The organism is Methanocella sp. (assembly GCF_035506375.1).
Classification (GTDB): Archaea; Halobacteriota; Methanocellia; order Methanocellales; family Methanocellaceae; genus Methanocella.
On sequence record NZ_DATJPM010000074.1, the window covers coordinates 52,862 to 75,320 of the forward strand.

The following is a 22,459-nucleotide window of genomic DNA, read 5'->3' on the forward strand; positions in this document are numbered from 1 at the left end:
TCAAACGACCTTCTCGAATTGATCCTTTGAGGCGCCGCACTGGGGGCAGACCCAGTCCTCGGGCAGGGCTTCGAACGCAGTTCCCGGCGCTATGCCATTGTCGGGATCGCCCTTTTCCGGGTCATAGACATACCCGCAGGGAATGCATTGCCACTTATCCATCGGCATCACTCCTTCGTGCCCTTCACTGTGTAGCCCAGCTCCTTGACGACGGCCAGCATCCGGTCGACCTTGACGACGTCGGGATCGTAGACGACCTTTGCCTTGCCCGTGGTGAACAATACGTCGGCGCTCTTGACTCCCTTGAGCTTCTTGAGCCCATCGGCGATGGCCTGGGAGCAGTGGTTACAGTGCATGCCTTCGATGACGATGGTGATCTTCTTATCGGCCATACGAAGAAAAGAAGGGCATGATAGCCAATATACTTTTTTCAGGTCAGGTACCACGAGCGCCAGTGGGCACGGATCTGCTGCCGCAGCGCATCGTCGAGGCCCTCTTGCTTCAGGAAGGTATAAAGCGTGTACGCGGCCTTCTTCCGCACGTAAAAATAGTCGTAGCTTTTTAGCTTTTTGATGAGCGGCTCCACCGCCCGCGGGTCCCCTATCTTGCCCAGCGCCACGACGGCCTCCAGGCGCACATCGTCGTCGGGGTCTTCAAGCAGAGTGATGAGCGCTTCTGTGGCCCCGGGGTACCCTAGGTCTCCTAGCTCGATAGCCGATTTTTTCCGGGCTTTCGGGTCCTGGTCTTTCAACCCCTCTAAGAGGGCCTCCAATGAACTCATAAAAGAAAAATGGGGAGGAAGCACCCGGTTATCCTACCCCAGAATAGTCTTCAGGTCCTGCTCCGGCGTGGTGATGGGCATGATGTTGAAGTTCTTCACCAGCACGTCGAACACTGCGGGCGTGATGAACGCCGGCAGGCTCGGGCCCAGGCGGATGTCCCTGATGCCTAAAGACAATAGCGACAGCAGTATTGCGGCAGCCTTCTGCTCATACCAGGATAGGATTATGGACAGCGGCAGGTCGTTCACTCCGACGCCGAAGGCGTCCGCCAGCGCCATGGCGATCTTGACCGCCGAGTAGGCGTCGTTGCACTGCCCGACGTCCAATAATCGAGGAATGCCGCCGATGTCGCCCAGGTCGTGGTCGAAGAACTTGAACTTGCCGCAGGCGAGCGTCAAGATCACGGTATCCTTCGGGGCCTTGTCCACGAACTCCGTGTAGTAGTTGCGGCTGGCCTTTACGCCGTCGCAGCCGCCGACCAGGAAGAAGTGCCTGATCTTGCCGGCCTTGACCGCGTCTATGACCGCCGGGGCGACGCCCAGCACGGCGTTCCGGGCGAAGCCGACCATGACGCTCTTGCCCGGCACGTCCTCGGGATATCCGGGCATCTCCTGTGCCTTCTTGATCACGGGGCTAAAATCACGATCCTTTAGGTGCACGACTCCGGGCCACCCGACCGGGCCCATGGTGTAAATGCTGGCCTGGTAGGACTCCCGGGGCTTCTGGATGCAGTTGGTGGTCATCACGATGGGGCCCGGAAAGGCGGCGAACTCCTTTGCCTGGTTCTGCCAGGCCGTGCCGTAATGGCCATAGAAGTGCTTATACTTCTTCAGGCCCGGGTAGCCGTGCGTGGGCAGCATCTCGCCGTGCGTATACACGTAGATGCCCTTGCCCTCGGTCTGCTTTAATAATTCCTCTAAGTCCTTAAGGTCATGGCCTGAGACGAGGATCGCCTTGCCCTTCTTCGCGCCCAGGGGGACTGCAGTGGGCACCGGGTGGCCGTATGTGCCCGTATTGCCCGCGTCCAGCAGCTCCATGGTGCGGATGTTGATCTCGCCGCACTTCATCGCCAGGCCCACCCAGTCGTTGAGGCCGAGGTTCTTATTACTTAAGGCGGCCAGGCCTTCGTGAATAAAGGCATATACCTTATCGTCTTCCTGCCCCAGGATCTGCGCGTGGTCCGCGTACGCCGCCACGCCCTTGATGCCGTACAGGGTCGTGTGCTGTAAGGACCGGATATTCTCGTCGGGGGAGAACGTGTCCGACATGAGGCCTACCTTCGTGCCCTGGTCGATCAGGCCGGTCAGGTCCTTTGCCGGCCTGAACGCGGCCGCCCCATTTAATTCGCCTAGCTTTGCCTTATTCCTTAAGCTCTCCCGCAGTTCCACGCAGCGGCTAATGCGCTCCGGGAACCTGGCCGGGTCAAAGTCGACGTTGGTGAGCGTCGAGAACAGCGCATTCACCGTAAATCGGTTAGCATCGGGGTCCACTACGCCGGCCTTGCGGGCCTCAGCGGCGACCTCGGCAAGGCCCCTCAGGGCGTAGACCAGCAGGTCCTGCAGCGCCGCCACGTCGGCGGTCTTGCCGCACACGCCCATCCTGGTGCAGCCCTTCTCGTTCGCAGTCTGCTCGCACTGATAACAAAACATGCTCGTTGCAGCCATCTTTTACCTCCATGTCACTCGTTACAGTTATTATTAGTTCGTATGTATAATACTCGTTACAGTTATTATTAGTTCGTATGTATACGTACTAATTATAAATAGATATTGGTGATATAATCTCTTTTTTGGTAAAAATAAGTTCGTAATTAACGAACAGTTCGTTAACAGCGAACTTATTTATACAGGGTCGAGCATGTTAACAGTTGATGCGAAACCAGGTCGAGATATACTCCACGAAGAAGGGAATGATTGCCATCGAGAGCCCTATCAAAAATAAGATACTGCAAAAATTAGCCGAGCGGGAGCTCACCTTCGAGGAGCTGATCGAGGTCTGCGGCAAGGCCCGCTCCACGATGTCGGTGCACCTCAACGACCTTCTAAACATGGGCCTGGTGTATAAGCGCGTCGATTCCCGGGACCACCGTAAGAAGTATTTCGGCCTTAACACTGACCTTTTAGTCAGCTCGAAGATGCCGGTAAGCGCCCATTACGACAAGATCCTGCAGTCCGTGCCCGCGACCATCGGGAACAAGTACGATTTTCTCAAGTCGCTATTCCATCTAGTCCGCTCCGGCATGGAGTCCTACGGCGTCGACACCAGCCCGGCCCTGAAAAAGATCGGGCGGGACGTGGGCCGGGTGCTGGCGTCCCACTTCAAGGCGAAGACAGCCAGCGCCCTGCTAAAAGAAGTCTCGCAGTTCTGGGAGGCCCAGGGCCTGGGCATAGTACGGGCCGTCAAAGGCGATGTGCCCACCATCATCGTGGACGACTGTTTTGACTGCAGCACCATGCCCGACATCGGCCATACGCAGTGCTCCATGGACGAGGGTATACTGGAAGCCATTATCGAAGAAAAGCTAAAGGTGAAGTGCTCCGTCGAGGAAGTGGAGTGCTACGGGACGGGACATCACCACTGTAAGTTCCTGATAAAAATATTCTAGGGGACCTTTTTCGCCTCTTCCCCGACCTTCTTTCCAAGCTCCCTGAGCTTTTTCGCCACGTCACCGCCGGCGTGCTTGTGGACGCAGACCCCCTCGCTCACGATGCGCACGCCCTTCCACCGCATGTCGTTCTCCAGGTTTTTGAGGTTGTCGGTGTTCCACTTATAAGTACCGAAGGCGGCGCCGACCTTGTCCGACGGCTTTGCCTGCGCCAGCTTCGAGTCAACGAGCTCCCTCATCTTCCCCGTATAATTACTGTAAATGTTGGGCGAGCCCAGGATGATGCCTTTCGCGTTGCTCAGGTCCTGCACGGTCGCATCGTCGACCCTCTTTATTTCGACGCTGGCGCCGCTCTCCTTCACGCCGCCGAGGACCTCCCGCGCAGCCTTCTCCGTGTTGCCGGTCTTTGAATCGTAGATGATGATCACGTCTGTCATATTCGCACCATCTGATATTCTGGTTTTTATGCACTAATAGCTTTGGTAGGGGGCACATCGTATGTAATTTTCAATTTAATGAAAACAATTATTTGCATGGGCGTCTATTGTTTATCATGCGTATACAGAATGAAGAGCTGGCAACGCTGATAATCCTGGCCCTTTCCCTCGCCGCCATCGGCGCCTTGTTTTTACTAACGGGCGCCAGTACGCACTACTCCTACGACTCGCCGAACGGCACGAGGGTCACGGTCAGCGGGCCCGTGCTATCGAAAGAAAACACCTACCAGGGCGGCCACATCGTCCTGAGCGTGAAGACCGATGCGGGGCCCCTGGACGTCTTCGTGCCGGCCGCCAGCGACGCCTACGAGGCGGCCAACCGCACGAAGCCCGGCAGCGAGATCGAGGCCACAGGCCTGGTGCAGACGTTTAAAGGGCAAAAAGAGGTCGTCGCGGAAAAGATAAAGCCTCTATAAAAGACTCAAAAAATTATTTAGCCGATCTTTCAGGATATGGCCTCGTCGATGTTCTCGACGACTACCCAGTCCCCGGGCGAGCCATGGATATTATCCGAAAGGGAAAAAGGCACGATGGGCCTGGCCTTTTCCAGCTCGATCAGGATGACATAGCGCCGGTTCAGGAGTTCCCGCTGCGGGGCGGGCGCCAGTATTTTTCCATAGCTTTTACGGATATCCGGCGCTAACTCCCGGGATTCTGCGCTTACGGCGCTCTTGACCATGGCCATGGCCTTGACTTTCGGGTTGAACCCGTTCAGGAAGAACAGGCTATCGCCTTCCGCCACGCGGCCATAGGGCCGTTTCTTGCCCATTGACGCCCTCGCGAGCAGGGTCTTCTCGCCGCTCAGAAGCTGGCTTATCTCCGCCGCCGTATTCAGGTAAACGATGTGGTCCATATTCCTCCAGCGTTGTTACCATACACTAAAGAGGTTTAAGGCTTACGGATGAGCGGGGCGAGAGTAATTACTTTACAAGCTCCTCTAAAATATAATAAGAATTCTTAAACTGTTTCAGCCACGAAGTTACTCTAAGCGGGCTTGAATCTACACGAAGACATTATTAAATATTTTTGCTGTGTTGAACGACTCCCGTATTTTAAGCTTTTTAAGAGCACGGAGGACACTCTGAGACTTAAAAGGGCATATTCGGCACAGCAAATATTTTAAAAAAATTGGTGCGGCCTGGTGTAAACTTGGTGGGGGTTGAAAAAAGTGCTAGCAAGCCGCGCCAACGATTTTAATAAGTCTTAGAGAACTTAGAGCCAGCTTCGAGTAACTTTGAGGCTTAAACCGTGTTCGTGCATTCTTATTCTTTCTTAATGGGCCGTGGCTGAGGTCACGGTGTGTCGTTATATTATTTTTCGACTTTTTTGCCAAAGGGACAAATGTAAAGGCACATACCGCAGACGGCATAGCCCGTGGACGTTTCCAGCCCCTTCAGGTACTTTTCGCACCGGCGCGCGTCATAACGTGCCTCCCGGGGCTCGGTTTCCACAAAATTTCTGCCTGTGAACGCTTTGACCGGGCACACGTCGGCGCACTCGCGGCAGTCGCCGCACCGCACGGCCATCGGCGTGCCCGCTTTCAGCGGCGCGTCGGTCAGTATCGTGATCCAGCGTACCCTCGGGCCGGCTTCCGGAGTGACAAGTAAACAGCTTTTTCCTATCCATCCGAGGCCGGCCAGGTGCGCGGCCATCTTATGGGAGAACACGGCGCATATCTTTTCGTCATCAGCTCTCATCGATGATGGCACCGGGAATGCCTTATACCCCGAGCGCTGGATGACTCCCGAGAGCTTCGAGGCCATCAGGTCAAGCCGCTGGTTGATGACATCGTAGCAGTGCATCCTGTAGCTGACGGCCACGGCCCTTTTATGCCTCTCAGGTAACTGGTCCACCAGGGGGTCTAACAGCTTGATGCCCAGGGATATTGCCAGGGGATATCCTGCCAGGGCCTCGCCTCCCTGAGCGAGGATAGCCTCCCGGGCGGGCGCCAGGTCGGCCACGCCGAAAAAGTCAGCGCCCTCGTCCATCGCGCATTTTTCCAGCACGGAGTACAGGTCCATGCGCGTTTCAACGTGCTTCGCACAAATAATCTTTATGACCGAATCTTTATGACCGCCAGGCGCAGGCATGCCGTTTGCGGGCGCTTACACATGGCTTGCACTTTCCGTTATTACCGCAAATAGCCTTATCACATCGTATACTGCAAGATACATCATCGGGGGATGATGCATGTTTCCGTTTCCATTCAGCGGCCCGTTCGGCGTAGGGCCCCTTGGCCTTGGCTCGCTCAACTTCTGGGCATCGCGGTTCTGTGGCGGCTTCTGGCCGTTCTGGTAACAGGCAATAATAAAATAGCGGGGCTTATCAGCCCCATAATGAAAAAATAAGAGTTATTTCTTCTTGGGCGCAGCCTTCTTCGTCGCCTTTGCGGCGGTCTTGGGCTTAGTGCTGCTGCCGCATCCACATCCACATCCTGCCATACATGCTCACCTCTTTATAGGTTTATAGTTTTTAATGGGCAGTCATCATACAAATACTTAGTTCTTCAAAAGCAGGTCGGCCAGCTCTTCGACGCCCAGGCCCTTCTTCAGGTTCGTCTTTAATATCTTGATGTTCGAGTTGTGGCGCCTCATGTCCTTTTCCATTCTCTCGACGCTCGCGCCGACCGCCTCGGCCAAATCCACCTTGTTGATGATGCCGATCTCGCACTCCCGGAAGATGGCTGGGTGCTTGTTGACTACGTCGTCGCCTTCCGTAACGCTCACGATGACGACCCGCTTGTGGCTGCCGACCGGGAAGTCCGTGGGGCAGACCATGTTGCCGACGTTCTCGATGAACAGGAAATCGATGTCGTCCAGGGGCAGCTTATGGAGCGCGTGGTGTACCATGTGTGCGTCTAAATGACATTCGGTGCCCGTGTTCAGGTTCTGCGTCGGTATATCGAGCGCGTGGATGCGCTGGTAATCGTCGTCGCCGTAGCAGTCGCCCACGATGGCGCCGACCTTGACTCCCCGCTTTTTTAATACGGGCGTCAGCTTCTCGATGAGCATGGTCTTCCCCGAGCCCACGGCTCCCAGTATATCTATCGACTTTACGCCGTGCTCGTCCAGGTGCTCACGGTTCTCTTCCGCCTCTCTGCGGTTGGCCTCCGTGACGTTGGCGCCTACATTGACTTCGACTTTGTGCAAGAATTTCACCTTATGATAAGAATCATGCATAGTTCAGATTTGTGTAATAAATATTTGTCGCCAGCACGTGTATTATGTGAAACTTTATAAGCAAAAATCGCCTTGTATGAACAAAATATCAAATTGTTTCGTTCATTAAAATGAATCATATTAGGGGTGAAAGATCATGATCAAAGGGGACGCACTATATAGCGGCAAGGCAAAAACGGTCTACGCCACGGCGGATCCGAAGCGCTACGTCGTCAAGTTCAGGGACGACGTGACGGCGGGCGACGGGGTAAAAAAAGCGAACATGAAAGGTAAGGGCTACTACAACGCCCAGATATCGGCGAAACTCTTCAAGCTGCTCGCCGACAATGGCATCAGCACCCACTACATCAAGATGGTCTCGGAGGACGAGATGCTGGTGCACGCCTGCGACATGATCAAGATCGAGGTCATCCCGAGGAATTACGCTGCCGGGTCTATCGTGAAGAAGTACGAGTTCCCGGAGGGCACGAAGTTCGAAACGCCCATCATCGTCATGGACTACAAGAACGACGCGTCCCACGACCCCATGCTCAACGACGACATCGCCATCGCCCTGGGCATCGCCACGGACAAGGAACTGCGGAAGATCAGGAAGATATCGCTCCGCGTCAACGAGATACTCCAGAAGTTCTTCGACGAGAGAGGCCTGCTCCTGCCGGACTTCAAGCTGGAGTTCGGAAAAGTGGACAAGAAGATCGTCGTAGCCGATGAGATATCGCCAGACACCATGCGCCTCTGGAAGAAGGACACCCGCCAGAGCCTGGACAAGGACGTGTTCCGCTTCGACAAGGGCGACCTGCTCACGGCTTATGACGCGGCGGCCCACCTCATCGCCCCCGAGATCTTCAAGTAACTTTTTCTAATTTTTTACTGTGTTGAATTACTCTAGTATTTTAAGCTTAATAAGGGCACGGAGGACTCTATTTTCACCACGGAGGCACAATGGCACAATGGTCCACGAAGTCTTTTTTATATGTAAGTTACAAAGGGCTCAAAGGCACGCTTTTTATGTTATAAGGCTCAAAGGCACCATGGAAAAAGTGCTATCATGTTCATTCCATCGTGCCATTGTCACCTTCGTGCCCTGATGTCAATGAACCGGGCTCTGTGCCCTTTGTATCTTAATTATAAAAAAGACTTTGTGAGCCATTGTGCCCATTGTGCCTCCGTGGTGAAAAATAGTGTCTCCGTACACTCCGTGCGCTTAAAATGAAATACTCAACACAGCACTATTTCGCGTAGCACTCGAGCAGGCGCTCGCTTAGCCGGTCCCAGTCGTAATTGAGCGCGGCGGGGGCGCACTGCGACGCCATCTTCAGGCGCCGGGCGTCATCGCCTAAAAGATCGACGATCGCCTCGCTCAGCTCCTTTTCTCCCGGGCCTACGATGCGGCCCGTTACGCCGTCCTGGACGAGCTCCCGGGCGGAGTTTTTCTCGTCGCTGACCGTGATCACGGGCACGCCGCAGGCCAGCGCCTCCAGCGTGACGATGCTGAACCCCTCCCGCGTGGAGGGCAGGACGAAGAGCCGGGACGCCTTGACGGAGGACAGCAGCGTCCTGTCGTCGACGGCGCCCGTGAAGGTTACGCTGACCGGCAGCCCGGCCGCCAGGGCCTCCAGGGATGACCGCTCGGGCCCTTCGCCGATGACGAGCACGCTGAGCGGCATTTTTTGAGAGACGGCGGCGCACGCCCGGAGCAGGACGTCCACGTGCTTGTCCCGGATGAGCCGGCCCGCGAATACGACGTCTACGGGCTCGCTTCCGGGCGGGACGCTCCCGATGGCGGCGGCGGATACCCCGTTCGGAACGACCGCGATGCGCTCCTTTTTCACGCCCAGGCGCTCGAGCGCGGCCGCCGTGCCTTCCGATACGGCGATGATGCGGTCCGCCAGCTTTGTGGTGACCTTTTCGACGAGCTTCCCGAAAAAGCCCATCGGGCCCATGTACTCGTACCAGTAGTCGCCCCAGACCTCGTGCCAGGTGACGTAAAGCCGGCCGCCGCGGAGCATGGAGGCCAGCTTGCATGGAAATATGGAAAAGTACGGGTGCTGGTTGCAGTCGATGACGTCGAACTTTTCCCTGAGCAGCGGGACGATGAGCGCCATCCCGAACGCCAGCGCTTCCCGGACGGAGCGGCGGCCGCCGGAATATAGCTTTTTAGGCCTGCAGACGCCGTGGTAAGTGATGCCGTCCCTGACGAGCAACGGGGCCCCGTCCCACCACTGGATGCTGAAAACGTGGACCTCGTTCCCTTCGCTGAGCCGCGTGGAAAACTCATAAAAGCGCTTTTCCGCGCCGCCCTTGATATACGGGTAGACGACGTCCGAGACGAAGGCGATCTTCATGGGCATCTAGCGCTTCACTCGAAGCGCCGTAATGATGATGTCGGCCAGCAGCCCGAAGGAGATCACCTGGATGCCGCCCATGAAAAGCATGGCCGATAATATGGTCAGCGCGAGGTGGGTAATGATCCCCCGGGTGAGCCACTCGTAGACGACATAGCTGCCCGAGAGTAAGGAGCCCAGTATGAGTATCAAGCCAATAGTCAGAAATATGGCGAACGGGTTATAGTCCCGCACCATGCGGATGATGAGGCTAAAGATGAGCGAGCCGTCCTTGTAGGCCTTGAGCTTCGCCTCGCCCATGCGCTGGCGATACGTGATCGGCACCTCGACGATGCGCATGGACTTCTTCCGGGCGTCGATGATCATCTCGCTCGCGAAGGGCATGCCGTCGTCGGTCATCTCGAGGGCGTCGAGGGCGGTTTTCCTGAGCGCCCGGAACCCGGTCTGGGAGTCCTTGAGCTTTAGCCTGTATAGCGTGTTGATGACACCCGTGATCAACTGATTGCCGATGCGGTTGCGGGCGTTCATGGCGCCCGGCTCCATGCGGGCAAACCGGTTGCCCAGGCACACGTCCGCCTGGCCGTTTACAATGGGATCGATGAGCATGGGTATCTCGTATGCGTCATAGGTGTTGTCGCCGTCCATCATGACGACGATATCGGCATCGTGCGCCACGGAGCTGAATCCCACCGCGTAGGCGTTGCCATAGCCGACGTCGCTCTGCGGCACGACGATGGCCCCCGCCTTTTTCGCCTTCCTCGGGGTATCGTCGATGGACTTATCCACGACGATGATCTCCGTATCGAAGTGCCGGAGGGCCTGCCGGGCGTCGTCCACGACCTTGCTGATGGCGGGCTCGTTCATCGTGGGTATGATAACAGATATTTTAAGAGTTTTTTCCTTAGAGGCCACCTGGGGCTTTTCAAGGCTCGCAATTCCGGCCATACTCGATACCGCACCCGTGCTACTCGATGAACCGTATCCCATATATACCTATTCCTATCTAGAGGTTATATAAGATAATATAAAAGTGTTTGCCGGCGTGTAAGCGGTAGAATAGGGCCAGGCTTGCCAAATTAATGTTTATTTTTTTGCCGGCCGACCGTAAGCCCGCGAGCAAAGCTATAAATGCAGGTAAGACGCTAAATCACGACGCCCGAACAGTCCCGGCCAAAAAACATAGTTAAATAGCATGAGCGCATAGTGAATAGCAATATCGACAAACACGTATGCTCACATGGCTTGACTGCCGCAGGGCATAAAATAAAAAAGGAGGTTGAACGTTGGGAAGTATAAGGCAGACCTATATCAAGAGCACCGTCGACGCGCTGCTGAGGCAGTACCCGGGCGAGTTCACCGCGGACTTTAACGCGAACAAGGCCCAGGTCGAGAAGCTGACGGGCGTCGAGAGCAAAGCGCTCCGGAACCGCGTAGCCGGTTACGTCACGAGGAAAGTCAGCTCCAAGGCAAGGAGGAAATAATGAAGCTCAAGGGTGAGTTAAAGGGCGTTTACCCGGCCCTGATCACTCCTTTCAAGAAAAATGGCGAGGTAGACATCGCGGGCTTCAGGAATAACATTGATTACGTCATCGGGGGCGGCGTTTCCGGCATCGTGCCGTGCGGCTGCACGGGCGAGGCGGCCACCCTCAGCTTTGACGAGCAGAAGCGGCTTTTAGAGGCGGCGGTGGACCAGGCGAACGGCCGGGTCCCGGTCATCGGAGGCAGCGGTTCTAACAACACGCGCGAAGCTGTCGAGCTCACGCAGTACGCGAAGGACGCGGGCGCATCGGCCGCGATGCTCATTACTCCCTATTATAACAAGCCCGGCGACGCGGGGCAGATATTGCACTACACGACCGTCGCCGAGAAGGTCGACATCCCTATCATCCTTTACAACGTGCCGTCCAGGACGGGCATCAATATGAAGCCCTCCATCGTGGCCCAGCTTGCGAAGATCGACAACATCGTCGGCATCAAAGAAGCCAGCGGCAGCCCGGCGCAGACGGCCGAGATCATCGAGCTCACGAGAGACAACAGGAAAAAATTCACGGTGCTCTCGGGCGACGACAACCTGACCATACCGATCATGTCCTACGGCGGCATGGGCGTCGTCTCCGTGGCGGCGAACGTGCTCCCGGAAGAGGTCAGCCATATGGTCGGCTACTACTTAAAGGGCGACCAGAAGAAGGCGCTGGAAGTCTACTACCGGCTGGCGCCGATCATGCGGGGCCTGTTCATCGAGACCAACCCCATACCGGTTAAGGCCGCGGCGAACATGATGGGCCTTGCCGCGGGCCCGCTGAGGGCGCCCCTGACCACCATGGCGCCGGAGAACCAGAAGAAGCTCCAGGCCATGATGGAGAAGCTGGGTGTAATGAAAAAGAAGATCGCCGTAAAAGTGAAAAAATAGGCTTAGTTTAAGGGTGAGCATATGGTGAGGGTAGCTATAACGGGCATAAACGGCAGGATGGGGACGATGGTCACGGATATCGTCCTCGCTCAGCCCGACATGGAGCTCGTCGCAGGCTTCGACCTGGCGGAAGGCCGGCAGGTCGGGCCCATTAAGGTCTCCAGCGTGAAGGATATCGATAAGGTCCTAAAGGCGGTCAGGCCCGACGTCTTGATCGACTTCACGATGCCCGCGGCAGCGGTGAGCAATGTGAAGGCCGCGGCCTCGAACGGCGTCCGGCCGGTCGTCGGCACCACGGGCTTCGACGAGGCCCAGAAGAGGGAGATGGCCGACGCCATAAAAAAAGGCAACGTCGCCGCCATCATCTCCCCGAATTTTTCTGTCGGCGTCCAGGTATTCCTCAAGCTTCTGGCGGAAGCGGCCGGGGGTCTCGAGGGCTGCGACATCGAGATCATCGAGGCGCACCATAACAAGAAGAAGGACGCGCCCAGCGGCACTGCCCTGAAGGCCGCCGAGGTCATTTCGGGCGCTCTCAAAGAAAAGCCACAGCTGGTATACGGGCGCGAGGGTGTCGTACCCCGGGGCAGGGAAATAGGAATCCACGCCGTCCGGGGCGGGGACATCGTAGGCGACCACACCGTGCTTTTCGCCTGTGATGGCGAGCGCATCGAGATCAAGCACCAGGCGCACTCGAGAAGCGCCTTCGCTTCCGGCGCGGTCAAGGCCGCCCGGTGGATCGTGGCGCAGAAGCCGGGGCTGTACTCCATGTCTGACATGGTCAAACAATAGGTAAACATTTTTTTAGTATACAAGCGCAGATAAGCCTCACTAAAAGTATTAAGCGGCATAAAGACTTTTTCAGCCACGAAGCGACGCGAAGCTGGCTCAAAGATGCTCTAAAAAAATTAATTATATTTGGTGCCGCCTGGTGTAGCCCTGGTGCCGCTTATAATCACTATTGCATCAACCCCACCAAGTTTACACCAGGCCGCACCAATCTTATATTATATCACCAGGCGGCACCAGGGCTACACCAGGCGGCACCAACTTTTTTAATATATTAAAATATCTTAGTGCAGCTTCAGGCCCACTTAGCGTAACTTCGTGGCTGAAAAGTCTTTGAGAAACTTATTATTTTTTATAGGGCCTTGTCAACGTTTTAAACGGCATAGCACCGCTTAGCCGGATAAATTTTAAGTAATATGCCTAACCTAACATACAACATTTATCCGGTGAATAATTATGGTTGCAAAAGTGGATAAGGATACATGCGTCGGCTGCGGGACGTGCGTGGACGCGTGCCCCGAGGCGGCAATAGAGCTGGTCGACGAGATAGCGAAAGTAGACGAGGACCGCTGCCAGGAATGCGGCGACTGTGTCGCGGCATGCCCGACGGAGGCCATTAAGCTGGTAAAAGAGAAGACAAAGTAAAAGGTGTAAAATATGATCAAGGCCGGAATATTAGGCGCGACGGGGGCCGTGGGACAACGGTTCGTCCAGCTATTGGCGGACCACCCGTGGTTCGAGATAACGGCGCTGGCCGCATCGGAGCGGAGCGCCGGCAAGAAGTACGGTGAAGTGGCGAAATGGAGGCTGGATACCGACCTCCCGGAGAAGGTTAAGGACATCACCGTCGTCTCGACTAAGCCGAAGAAGGTCGACGCCGACATCGTATTCTCGGCCCTGCCCGCCGAAGAGGCGGTCACCATCGAAGAGGACTTCGCGAAGGCGGGCTTCGTGGTCTCGTCCAACGCGAGCTCACACCGCATGGAAAAGGACGTCCCGCTCCTCATTCCGGAGGTCAACCCGGAGCACCTGGGGCTCATCGATATCCAGAAGAAGAAGCGCAAGTGGGATGGCTTCATCGTCACGAACCCGAACTGCAGCACCATCATGATGGTCATGACGCTCAAGCCGCTCATGAAGTTCGGCATCGAGAACATTCACGTCGCGACGATGCAGGCCGTGTCCGGCGCGGGCTACGAGGGCGTGTCCTCGATGGCCATCATGGACAACGTCATACCGTACATCGGCGGCGAGGAGCACAAGATGGAGACGGAGACTCAGAAGCTTCTGGGCGAATTCGACGGAAAGCAGGTCGTCAATGCCCCGTTCTGGGTGAGCGCCGCCTGCCACCGCGTGCCTGTCATGGACGGCCACACGATGTCCGTCTGGATGCGCTCGAAGAAGAACCCGACCCCCGAGCAGGTGAAGAACGCCCTGCTCAAGTTCGACCCGAAGCTGGGGGACCTGCCCACGTCGCCGAAGAAGGCCATCATCGTAAGAGATGAGCCGGACAGGCCGCAGCCCAGGCTGGACCGGAACCAGGGAAGGGGCATGAGCGTGTCCGTGGGCCGAATCAGGGCGGGACCGGACAACGCCATACAGTACGTGTGCATTGGGCACAACACGGTCAGGGGCGCCGCGGGCGCCAGCATCCTGAATGCGGAAGTGCTCAAGAAAAAGGGCTACCTGTAAGCCCTATTATTTTTCTTGTTTTTAAGAGCACGTTTTAGTTACTCAAGCGTTTAGACAATTATTTATTATATTCAATGCGTATATTGGGTTAGGTGTTTTATATGGAGGAAAAATACAATCACGCAATTAAAGCAGGCGTAATTGGCGGTATTTTGCTCGTCATATGCTCAATATTATCCCTTGCCGTCGACTGGATAAATTATGGGACAGGGTATCGTGCGGGCATCTCGCTGGCAGTGGGAGGCATATCGTGCCTTTTGTTCCTGGCGGAGGTCGTTATCGCGGCAGGCACGGGCGCGCTAGCCGTAAAGTATGCCAGGCCCTTGCTAAATAACCTCAGCAATGCGGCACTAACGGCCGCCGCCGCGGGCCTCGTTGCGGGGATCATCGATGGTGTCGTACGGATCGTCATCGCTTTTATAAGGCCCTTGATCATGGGAGGCGTGTACTCCAGCCTGACGGATTACGGCGTTCCATCGAGCATGGTGGGCTCCATGGGAAGCGGCATGATATCCTGCCTGTGCATGCCCGTATGGGTGATCGTCGTCGTCATCCTGGCCGCCATAGGCGGTGCCTTATACGCGTCCTTAGTGGCGAAGATGCCTTAAAATCAGAGCCTGATGCCCAGGACGCCCAGAAGTTTCCTGGCCCACTTTAATTTTTTAAGCTTTTTAGGCGTGACCTTCGTATCGTCCAGGTCGAAGCCTATTATTTTTATACTCTTCGCCCCGAACTCCTTCGCTAAAAACACGCACCTGTCGCCGTCCGAGAACCCGCCGAAGTTGTAGACGTTCTTTAACGGCCTTGCCTGGGTAGTGCCAGCTACATGCTTAAGCTTCGGGACCAGGGACCTGACTGCTTCTGCGTTGTCGGCGTGGGCGTGGGCCAGTATGATGGAGCCCAGGGAGTCTGCTTCAAGGAGGTCCTCGTGCTTACCGTCGAGATCGGAGACTACGATATCTGGCACGATGCCCTGGTCTAGCAAAGTGGACACTGCGCCGTCGGCGGCGATCACGGTATACTTATACCACCAGTCCACATTCGCCATGTCCTCCTGGAGCGAAGGCGCCTTGCCGCAGACGATGATGTCCTTGCCGTGGATGAGCTCTTTCACTTTATCCAGGCAGGGCGTGTCCTCCGGCAGCATGGAGGAGAGCAGCCGGGCTGCCTCCTCGTCCCCTTCGGGGGTCCACCCGAAATCATCCAGTATGGCCCGATAGTAGGGCTCCCACTCCTCGAACTTCATACTTTCTCGATGCCTATGCTCATCGGAATGCCCTCGACATCCCATTCCTTCACGAGGGTACCCGATACGCTCTTATCGTCCTTGAATTCCAGGCCTGAAGCCCGGACCTCGTTCATGATAAGGCCCTTCATGCCGGCGACCAGGCCTTTCACGCGGTCGTCCCCGACGTATGCTTCGACCTTGATCCTGTCCTCGACGTTCAGCTTCATGTCTTTTCTCATGTCCTGGATGCGGCGGATGAGTTCCCGCGTATATCCTTCCGCCTCCAGTTCCGGCGTGAGCTCGACGTCCACGTAGAGCTTGCCTCCGGGGAACTCGCCCATGGCCAGAGTTTCGGGGATGACGTCCCGGAAGCTCACCATTTCGGGCGTTACATCGACTTCGCCGCCGGCCAGCGTCAGCACGAACCTGCCATTCTTCTCGACCGAGGACTTCACGACCCGGCCGTCGGCCGACTTTAACGTGGCGATGACCTTGCCGGCCTCGCCCTTGAAAGCGGGGCCGATGACCTTGGGGTTTGGCACGACCTCGACGCCCAAATCCGGATTAACCGCGCCGACGCCCAGTAAAACGATCTCCTTGGCGTTGGTCTGCTCACGGACGACGTTCGTGAGGTCCCGGACGGCGGTCGATGTCTCCTCGCTGTCCGGGGAGACCGTGATCTTCTTCACGGGCCACCGGAGTTTCCGCTTTGCCTTCTGGCGGGCGTTGGACGAGGCCTCCACGATCTTCCGGGCCACGTCCATGTCTTTGTTAAGCTGCTCGTCCAGCAGGCCCGTGTTCACCGCCGGCCAGTCGCACATGTGAACCGACTCCCAGGCGGAAGGCTCCGAGTTCCTCACCAGGTTCTGGTACATGCGCTCTGCAACGTAAGGCGTGAACGGCGCCATGAGCTTCACAGTCGTCGAGAGGGCATGGTACAGGACCCAGTAGGCCGCGAGCTTGTCCGGGTCGTCGGCCTCGACCCACGTCCGCTCCCGGGAGAGCTGGACGTACCATCTGGAGAGGTCGTCGAGGATGAAGCCGATGAGCGCCCTGGTGGAGCGGTGCAGCTCATAGCCGGCCATGCCGTCGTTCACTTCTTTTATGACGGCCTGAAGCCTCGACATGATCCAGCGGTCCTCGACCCGGAGATGGCCCTTAACGGAATCGTAGGTCGTCTTTACCGGGTCGAACGTATCGAGCACCATGTATGGCAGGGGGAACCGGTAGACGTTCCAGAAGATGTTGAGCGTCCGGTACACGTTGCCGCACTCTTCCCAGGAGAAGCTCAGGTCTTCCCACGGGGCGCTTTGCGATAGCACGTAAAGCCTGAGCGCATCGGCGCCGAACTTTTCCAGCACTTCCTCGGGGGCGACAACATTTCCTAAACTCTTGGACATCTTGCGGCCCTGGTCATCTAAAGTAAAGCCGTGCATGCAGACCGAGTTGTATGGCGCTTTGCCGAAGCCCACCATGCCGGCGCCTAATTGTGAGTAGAACCAGCCCCGGGTCTGGTCGTGGCCCTCGACGATGAAGTCGGCCGGCCACCAGTCCATGAGGTCCTTCCGCTGGGGGAACCTGAGCGTGGCCCAGGACGCCACGGCCGAGTCGAACCAGACGTCGAAGATGTCCTCGACGCGCTTCATGCGGCCTCCGCACTCGCACTCCATGAACACGCTATCGACGAATGGACGGTGTAGATCTTCCATCCTTACGCCGGTCTTGTGCTCCAGCTCCTCCTTCGTACCGATCACGTCGATGCTGCCGCACTTCTCGCACTTCCAGATGGGAATGGGTATGCCCCAGTAGCGCTGCCGGGATATGCACCAGTCGCGGGCGCCGCTCACCCAGTCGTAGAACCGCGAGGAGCCTGCCCAGGACGGGTACCAGCTCACCCGGCTCACCTCGGCGAGCATGGGCTCTTTTATTTTACTTACGGCGATGAACCACTGGTCAGTGGTCATGAAAATAATGGGCGTCTTGCACCGCCAGCAATGGCCGTAGCGGTGGGTGATCTCCGTGGCCCCGAGCAGCAGTCCCCTGGCGCGCAGGTCGTCCAGGATCCTGGAGTTGGCGTCCCGGATGTTCATGCCCGCATAGGCGCCCGCCTCCGGCGCGAAGGCGCCGTTGGGCTTCACCGGGCAGAAAACAGGTATGCCCTCCTTCATGCCCAGCTCGAAATCGTCTAAGCCGTGACCCGGGGCGATGTGCACCAGGCCCGTGTTCTCGCCCACGACGAAGTCGGCCAGGTACACCTTATGCTCAGTGTCCTTCTGGCAGGGGACGAGGTCTTCCAGCGGGTGTTTATACCGTCGGCCTTTGAGCTCTTCGCCCTGCATGGTCTTCAAAACGCGATAGTCGCCGTAGCGGCCGAGCTTCATGACGCCCTCGATGAGGCCCTCCATCATGATGAGCCTCTCGCCGTGCTCCGCGTAGAGCGCGTCGAGTTTTGCAGCGCCTATCGCCTCTTTCATTTTTGCCACTTTGTCGGCGAAGCGCATGGGCCTGGGCGTGCCGTCGGAGTGCCTGTCAACGAGAGTGGCGGGGTCCAGGCCGGCGGCCCGCGAGGCATCCTCCAGCACTGGCCCGGGGAGCGCATAGACCTGGGCGTACGTGAAATCCTTGTTTACGGCGACGGCCATGTTGGCGGGGATGGTCCAGGGCGTGGTCGTCCATATGACTAAAAAGCCTTCCTGGTCCTTGAGGGGGAATTTAACGTAGATGGAGTCGTCCATCCGGTCCGCGTACTCGACCTCGGAGTCGGCGATGGCCGTCTCGCAGCGGGGGCACCAGTTGACGTTCCGGAGCCCGCGCTCGAGGAGCTTTTTCTCATGGGCTTTTTTTATCGTCCACCAGGCCGCCTCGATGTACTCGTTCTTGAGCGTCATGTACGGGTCGTCCCAGTCCATCCATACGCCGAGCTTCTTGAACTGGCCCGTCATTTCGTGCATATTCTTGATGGCGAAGGTCTTGCACTCCTCGGTGAACCTGGCCACGCCGAAGTTCTCGATGTCCTTCTTTGTCTTGAAGCCCAGCAGGCTTTCCACCTTGACCTCGATGGGGAGGCCATGCATATCCCAGCCGGCCCTGTCCATCAGATCGAAGCCGTTCATGCTGCGATAGCGGAGAACGGAGTCCTTGATGATCTTGTTCCAGGCCGTGCCGAGATGGATGCGCCCCGTCGTGTAGGGCGGGCCGTCCACGAAATAGAACTTCTTGTTGCCTTTCCTCAGCGCCCTGGTCTTATGATATGCATCGGTCGAGTTCCAGAACTGGTCTACCTGAGCCTCGATCGCCTTGCCATTATACTGCTCTTTCTCTTCCTGTATCACGTCTATTCCTCGCCTGCGCTAGAATGATGAAAAACTATCGATAAATCGGATACGGTACTTTTTGCCATGGGGCTAAGATCATCATAGAAAAAGGCCACGCCGGCCAATAAAACGATCCCACGCTAGCATAAGTGCACCGTATGTTAATGACACGTACAATATTTAAACCTTATGTATTAGGCCTGACCTCGACCGTGCCGCCGGTATAGAACCTGCCCGCGTCCTGCGCTGCGGCCTCGGCCAGTTCCTCCGGGACTTCTGGGTGGCCACCGAACCACTCGATACGGCAAACATCAGACATGTGGTCTATTTCCAGGCTCCACGTACCCCATGCTGTGCCATTGACCAGGACGACGCTCTTCGACTCCCCGAACTTCGTCATGATATCGCGGCCCCCGGGCACGAAGCGCGCATCGTTATAGTATGCCTTCACGTAAGGGTCGTCCCGGGGAAGGAAGAGCACGGACGGCTCTTTGAACGCTTCGCCAATGAGGCCGATGTCCCTTTTGTCGATGAAGTACCGGCCCCCGGCCCCCTCGATCTCCACGGTCTCGACGTTATCGAGCGAGCCGAGTGCCCTCGACGCCTCATTCACCGTGACGCCCGCCCACCAGGCCAGGTCTTCGGCGCCCACCGGCCCGCAGGTCTTCACGTACCTTTTCGCCAGCAGCGAGAGCGCCTCGTTAACGTCCATGTCCAGCTTCAGGTTGAAGCGGTTCTTGAAGGCGGAAAACCGGCCCGGATTCTCTCCCGGGCGAATGCCTATACCGCCCCGGAGCAGTATCCACCTATCCTGCATGGCCTGGGCGATGACCGAGACGTTCATGGCTTTCTCCTTGCGCTTTTTGACGATCTCCCGCGATACGGTCGTGAGACCTTTCTTTAGCTGAACGAGCGTCTTCTCCTTCGCGTCCAGCTCTTCCAGGAGCTTACTGCCGACCTTTCGGTACTCGTCATCCGGGATGCCCCATGTGCTCAGCAGGTTACGGGCAGCCGCCTCGCGGTCTTTTTTCGAGAGCGTAAAGACCGCTGGCAAGCACTCCTGAGGCACGATCTGCATGTAGTTCTTGAGCCCCTTCACCCGGGCCATGCTATTTCCCCGGTACAGGCCTTTTTCGAATGCCTCGACATCGAAGCGCTTCACCCGGAGGTACATGCTGTAGTAGGCGTCGTCCAGGTTGTTGGCGTCCAGGGCCGCTAGGTCACGCAGTACGGCTCCGGCGCTGTCCAGCTTCGTGCCTGACAGCAGGTGGCTCTTCGCCATGACAAAACGGTTTACTGCCTCTTTCTCGAGCATCAGAGAACGTTTTGACCTTATCCAGCATCTAGGTATCGCGCTACGATTAGGTTTTTAACTATTGAGGCCCATGCTTCCTTTACCGTAATGGAGACTTCGAGATGGAAAAGACTTCAAAGATATCTGGCTTTTATAAGTTACTTCCGCAGGAGCGGCTTGGCGCAGTGAAACAGTATGCGGGCCTTTCGGATGAGGAGGCCGCGACCTTAGGTAACACGGGCGCCCTGAAGCAGGAGCAGGTCGACCGCATGGTCGAGAACGTCATCGGCGTCATGCCCGTTCCGCTGGGCGTGGCCGTGAATTTCCTCGTTAACGGGAAGGACTACCTGGTCCCCATGGCCATCGAGGAGCCGTCCGTCATCGCGGCCGCATCAAACGCGGCCAAGATGGCCCGGGAGAAGGGCGGCTTCAGGACCAGCAGCACCGGCCCCGTCATGCGCGGCCTCATCCAGGTCACCGGCATCAAGGACCCTTACAGTGCCAGGTTCTCCGTGCTGAGCGAGAAGGGCAGCATCGTGGACATGGCCAACGCCGTGGACCCGATTTTAGTGAAGTTCGGCGGCGGCTGCAAGGACGTGGAAGCCTACGTCAAGGAGGTCCCGAACAAGCCCGGCGACACGATGCTGATCGTCCATTTGATCGTCGACTGCCGGGACGCCATGGGCGCGAACGCCGTGAACACCATGGCGGAGACCGTCGGCCCGTACCTGGAGAAGATCACCGGCGGCAAAGTGTATTTGCGTATCATCTCGAACTTAGCGGATAGGCGGCTCATGCGGGCCCGCGCCGTGTTCTCGAAGGAGGCCATCGGCGGCGAGGACGTCGTGGACGCCATCGTAAAGGCGTACGAGTTCGCGCTCGTGGACCCGTACCGGGCGGCCACCCACAACAAGGGTATCATGAACGGCATCAGCGCCGTTACGCTGGCAACGGGCAACGACACCCGGGCCATCGAGGCCGGGGCGCACGCCTATGCATCAATTTCGGGCACTTACAAGCCTTTGTCTATTTACGAGAAGAACGCCGACGGCGACCTGGTGGGCACGATCGAGCTCCCGCTGGCCGTGGGTCTCGTGGGAGGCGCAACCGCATCGCACCCCACGGCGAAGGCGAACGTGAAGATCCTGGGCGTCAAGACGGCCTCTGAATTGGGCGAGGTCATGGCCGCGGTGGGCCTGGCCCAGAACTTCGCGGCGCTGAGGGCGCTCGCCACCGAGGGCATCCAGCGCGGCCATATGCAGCTGCACTCCCGCAACGTGGCCATCCAGGCCGGAGCGGTCGGGGACCTCATCGATAAGGTAGCCGAGGCGATGGTGAAGGAGAAGAAGGTCCGGGCGGACAGGGCTAAGGAGCTGCTCGAGCAGTTTACCAAAGCCCACTAATCCTTTTTTATTTAAGCCACTCTAAAATATAGACTTATTCAGCCTTGGGGGACTCTAAGTTTATTTTTAAATATTGGTGCTGCCTGGTGATGATATTATATTTTGGTGAGCCTGGTGTAAACTTGGTGCCGCTAATAAGCACTCTTATTTCAACCACACCAGGATAACACCAGGCCGCACCAATTTTTTTATATATCACCAGGCGGCACGGAGTTTACACCAAGCTGCACCAATTCATTTTTTAATAATCTTAGTGGCTGATAAACCTTAGATTATTATAAAATTTTAAAATGATTAAAAATTAATGCCTCTTACGCGTTTTTAGGGTGATAATAATTTTTAGTTTCGCTTTTCCGTTATGCCGTCTTTGAGTGTCCTTAACCACAGGGGCACGGAGCACACGGGAGACTCACAGACAGTAGTTCCGTGCTTGTTTTTTCTGCCGCTTATGCTATAAGCATCGTTCGCTGATTTGTTTCTCGTCTTCGTGTTTAAAAACCGAAGGGCTGTACGTGAGTCACAAATAAAAAACAGAACAAATCAGCGAAAAGCGAAAACAACGACAAACGATTATATTGCAAATACGGAACTACTGACTGTGGCCCGGTGGTGTAAATCGCCGCAACGTATTAATACGAGTATGTGCTATGTCAAGGCGGTGATTCAGCATGGGAAAGACTGGAAGCGTTGAATGGGTCCAGATCCGCGGCCGCAAGGGTCAGATGCGCCTTGTTCCTAAGGGCGACTCCGTCGCGGGCAAGCCGGGACCCGGCCAGAGATACGACTCCAAGGGCTTTGTCCGCCGCATCCTTACCCGTTCCAAGAAGAACGTGCTCGGCGTGAAGTCCAAGAGTAAGAAATAATCATAACTTTCTTTTCGTCGCGTTCGGCTCTCTCGGGAGCCTTACTCGTTTTATTAATGTC

General features: G+C 56.7%; 23 protein-coding genes and 1 pseudogene. 11 read left to right on the forward strand and 13 right to left on the reverse strand.

Annotated features, from left to right (window positions below):
- Genes rd through hcp form a run of 4 tightly spaced genes read right to left on the reverse strand, consistent with a single transcriptional unit; the run spans position 1 to position 2,431 of the window.
- Positions 1 to 162 (reverse strand): rubredoxin, encoded by a 162-nt coding sequence (rd, locus tag VMC84_RS09895; RefSeq protein WP_325380138.1) that lies wholly within the window; start codon positions 160 to 162, stop codon positions 1 to 3.
- A 5-nt stretch (positions 163 to 167) separates the two neighbouring features.
- Positions 168 to 392 (reverse strand): heavy-metal-associated domain-containing protein, encoded by a 225-nt coding sequence (locus VMC84_RS09900; RefSeq protein WP_325380140.1) that lies wholly within the window; start codon positions 390 to 392, stop codon positions 168 to 170.
- 38 nt (positions 393 to 430) lie between these two features.
- A complete protein-coding gene (locus VMC84_RS09905) occupies positions 431 to 781 on the reverse strand; it encodes a HEAT repeat domain-containing protein (protein WP_325380142.1) in 351 nt (116 codons plus the stop codon).
- A 33-nt stretch (positions 782 to 814) separates the two neighbouring features.
- The gene (gene hcp / locus VMC84_RS09910) at positions 815 to 2,431 is read right to left on the reverse strand and encodes a hydroxylamine reductase (protein WP_349256768.1); all 1,617 of its coding nucleotides are present in this window, start codon (positions 2,429 to 2,431) and stop codon (positions 815 to 817) included.
- 221 nt (positions 2,432 to 2,652) lie between these two features.
- On the opposite strand from hcp, the gene VMC84_RS09915 reads away from it, so the two are divergent.
- Positions 2,653 to 3,387, forward strand: a complete 735-nt coding sequence (locus tag VMC84_RS09915) for a V4R domain-containing protein (protein WP_325380147.1) — start codon at positions 2,653 to 2,655, stop codon at positions 3,385 to 3,387.
- Here the strand turns inward: VMC84_RS09915 and VMC84_RS09920 are convergent.
- Complete coding sequence (locus tag VMC84_RS09920; RefSeq protein ID WP_325380149.1) at positions 3,384 to 3,824, reverse strand: flavodoxin domain-containing protein; 441 nt, start codon at positions 3,822 to 3,824, stop codon at positions 3,384 to 3,386. The two genes, VMC84_RS09915 and VMC84_RS09920, sit on opposite strands and share 4 nt — an antisense overlap.
- A 116-nt stretch (positions 3,825 to 3,940) precedes the next feature.
- Between VMC84_RS09920 and VMC84_RS09925 the strand changes: the two genes are divergently transcribed.
- Positions 3,941 to 4,300: an OB-fold nucleic acid binding domain-containing protein gene (locus VMC84_RS09925; protein ID WP_325380151.1), complete on the forward strand. Its 360-nt coding sequence runs from the start codon at positions 3,941 to 3,943 to the stop codon at positions 4,298 to 4,300.
- Between the two features lie 29 nt (positions 4,301 to 4,329).
- On the opposite strand, the gene VMC84_RS09930 is transcribed toward VMC84_RS09925, so the two are convergent.
- The 3 genes from VMC84_RS09930 to hypB all read right to left on the reverse strand — a co-directional run bounded on the left by VMC84_RS09930 (position 4,330) and on the right by hypB (position 7,033).
- Positions 4,330 to 4,737 (reverse strand): hypothetical protein, encoded by a 408-nt coding sequence (locus tag VMC84_RS09930; protein ID WP_325380153.1) that lies wholly within the window; start codon positions 4,735 to 4,737, stop codon positions 4,330 to 4,332.
- 457 nt (positions 4,738 to 5,194) lie between these two features.
- A complete protein-coding gene (locus tag VMC84_RS09935) occupies positions 5,195 to 5,905 on the reverse strand; it encodes a 4Fe-4S double cluster binding domain-containing protein (protein WP_325380155.1) in 711 nt (236 codons plus the stop codon).
- 477 nt (positions 5,906 to 6,382) lie between these two features.
- Positions 6,383 to 7,033, reverse strand: a complete 651-nt coding sequence (hypB, locus tag VMC84_RS09940) for a hydrogenase nickel incorporation protein HypB (RefSeq protein WP_325380157.1) — start codon at positions 7,031 to 7,033, stop codon at positions 6,383 to 6,385.
- 169 nt (positions 7,034 to 7,202) lie between these two features.
- Between hypB and purC the strand changes: the two genes are divergently transcribed.
- Positions 7,203 to 7,916, forward strand: coding sequence for a phosphoribosylaminoimidazolesuccinocarboxamide synthase (gene purC, locus VMC84_RS09945; protein ID WP_349256769.1), 714 nt, complete (start codon positions 7,203 to 7,205; stop codon positions 7,914 to 7,916).
- A 376-nt stretch (positions 7,917 to 8,292) separates the two neighbouring features.
- On the opposite strand, the gene VMC84_RS09950 is transcribed toward purC, so the two are convergent.
- Both VMC84_RS09950 and VMC84_RS09955 read right to left on the reverse strand, forming a co-directional pair.
- Positions 8,293 to 9,414 carry a glycosyltransferase family 4 protein gene (locus VMC84_RS09950; RefSeq protein WP_325380161.1) on the reverse strand — a complete coding sequence of 374 codons (1,122 nt, stop codon included), beginning with the start codon at positions 9,412 to 9,414 and terminating at the stop codon, positions 8,293 to 8,295.
- On the reverse strand, positions 9,415 to 10,353 hold the full coding sequence (locus VMC84_RS09955) for a glycosyltransferase (RefSeq protein ID WP_325380163.1): 939 nt from the start codon (positions 10,351 to 10,353) through the stop codon (positions 9,415 to 9,417).
- 338 nt (positions 10,354 to 10,691) lie between these two features.
- Here VMC84_RS09955 and VMC84_RS09960 point away from each other — a divergent pair, with 338 nt between their 5' ends.
- The 6 genes from VMC84_RS09960 to VMC84_RS09985 all read left to right on the forward strand — a co-directional run bounded on the left by VMC84_RS09960 (position 10,692) and on the right by VMC84_RS09985 (position 14,904).
- The gene (locus VMC84_RS09960) at positions 10,692 to 10,889 is read left to right on the forward strand and encodes a 30S ribosomal protein S17e (RefSeq protein ID WP_325380165.1); all 198 of its coding nucleotides are present in this window, start codon (positions 10,692 to 10,694) and stop codon (positions 10,887 to 10,889) included.
- The gene (dapA, locus tag VMC84_RS09965) at positions 10,889 to 11,818 is read left to right on the forward strand and encodes a 4-hydroxy-tetrahydrodipicolinate synthase (protein ID WP_325380167.1); all 930 of its coding nucleotides are present in this window, start codon (positions 10,889 to 10,891) and stop codon (positions 11,816 to 11,818) included. The genes VMC84_RS09960 and dapA overlap by 1 nt, the downstream gene beginning before the upstream one ends.
- 21 nt (positions 11,819 to 11,839) lie before the next feature.
- Entirely contained in the window at positions 11,840 to 12,607 is a 768-nt protein-coding gene (gene dapB, locus VMC84_RS09970) for a 4-hydroxy-tetrahydrodipicolinate reductase (protein WP_325380169.1), read from the forward strand.
- 453 nt (positions 12,608 to 13,060) lie between these two features.
- On the forward strand, positions 13,061 to 13,249 hold the full coding sequence (locus VMC84_RS09975) for a 4Fe-4S binding protein (protein ID WP_325380171.1): 189 nt from the start codon (positions 13,061 to 13,063) through the stop codon (positions 13,247 to 13,249).
- 12 nt (positions 13,250 to 13,261) lie between these two features.
- Complete coding sequence (gene asd, locus VMC84_RS09980; RefSeq protein ID WP_325380173.1) at positions 13,262 to 14,296, forward strand: aspartate-semialdehyde dehydrogenase; 1,035 nt, start codon at positions 13,262 to 13,264, stop codon at positions 14,294 to 14,296.
- A 152-nt stretch (positions 14,297 to 14,448) separates the two neighbouring features.
- Positions 14,449 to 14,904, forward strand: coding sequence for a hypothetical protein (locus tag VMC84_RS09985; protein ID WP_325380175.1), 456 nt, complete (start codon positions 14,449 to 14,451; stop codon positions 14,902 to 14,904).
- A 2-nt stretch (positions 14,905 to 14,906) separates the two neighbouring features.
- Here the strand turns inward: VMC84_RS09985 and VMC84_RS09990 are convergent, their stop codons facing one another.
- The 3 genes from VMC84_RS09990 to VMC84_RS10000 all read right to left on the reverse strand — a co-directional run bounded on the left by VMC84_RS09990 (position 14,907) and on the right by VMC84_RS10000 (position 20,153).
- A complete protein-coding gene (locus VMC84_RS09990) occupies positions 14,907 to 15,542 on the reverse strand; it encodes a 6-hydroxymethylpterin diphosphokinase MptE-like protein (protein WP_325380177.1) in 636 nt (211 codons plus the stop codon).
- Positions 15,539 to 18,856, reverse strand: a complete 3,318-nt coding sequence (ileS, locus tag VMC84_RS09995) for an isoleucine--tRNA ligase (protein ID WP_325380179.1) — start codon at positions 18,854 to 18,856, stop codon at positions 15,539 to 15,541. Before ileS ends, VMC84_RS09990 begins: the two co-directional genes overlap by 4 nt.
- Positions 18,857 to 19,025: 169 nt before the next feature.
- Positions 19,026 to 20,153: a winged helix DNA-binding domain-containing protein gene (locus VMC84_RS10000; protein WP_325380181.1), complete on the reverse strand. Its 1,128-nt coding sequence runs from the start codon at positions 20,151 to 20,153 to the stop codon at positions 19,026 to 19,028.
- A gap of 80 nt (positions 20,154 to 20,233) precedes the next feature.
- Here VMC84_RS10000 and VMC84_RS10005 point away from each other — a divergent pair.
- Both VMC84_RS10005 and VMC84_RS10010 read left to right on the forward strand, forming a co-directional pair.
- Positions 20,234 to 21,535 (forward strand): annotated as a pseudogene (locus VMC84_RS10005) (hydroxymethylglutaryl-CoA reductase, degradative); the annotation flags it as partial.
- Between the two features lie 668 nt (positions 21,536 to 22,203).
- Positions 22,204 to 22,398 carry a DUF5350 domain-containing protein gene (locus VMC84_RS10010; protein ID WP_325380183.1) on the forward strand — a complete coding sequence of 65 codons (195 nt, stop codon included), beginning with the start codon at positions 22,204 to 22,206 and terminating at the stop codon, positions 22,396 to 22,398.
- Positions 22,399 to 22,459 lie beyond the last annotated feature (61 nt).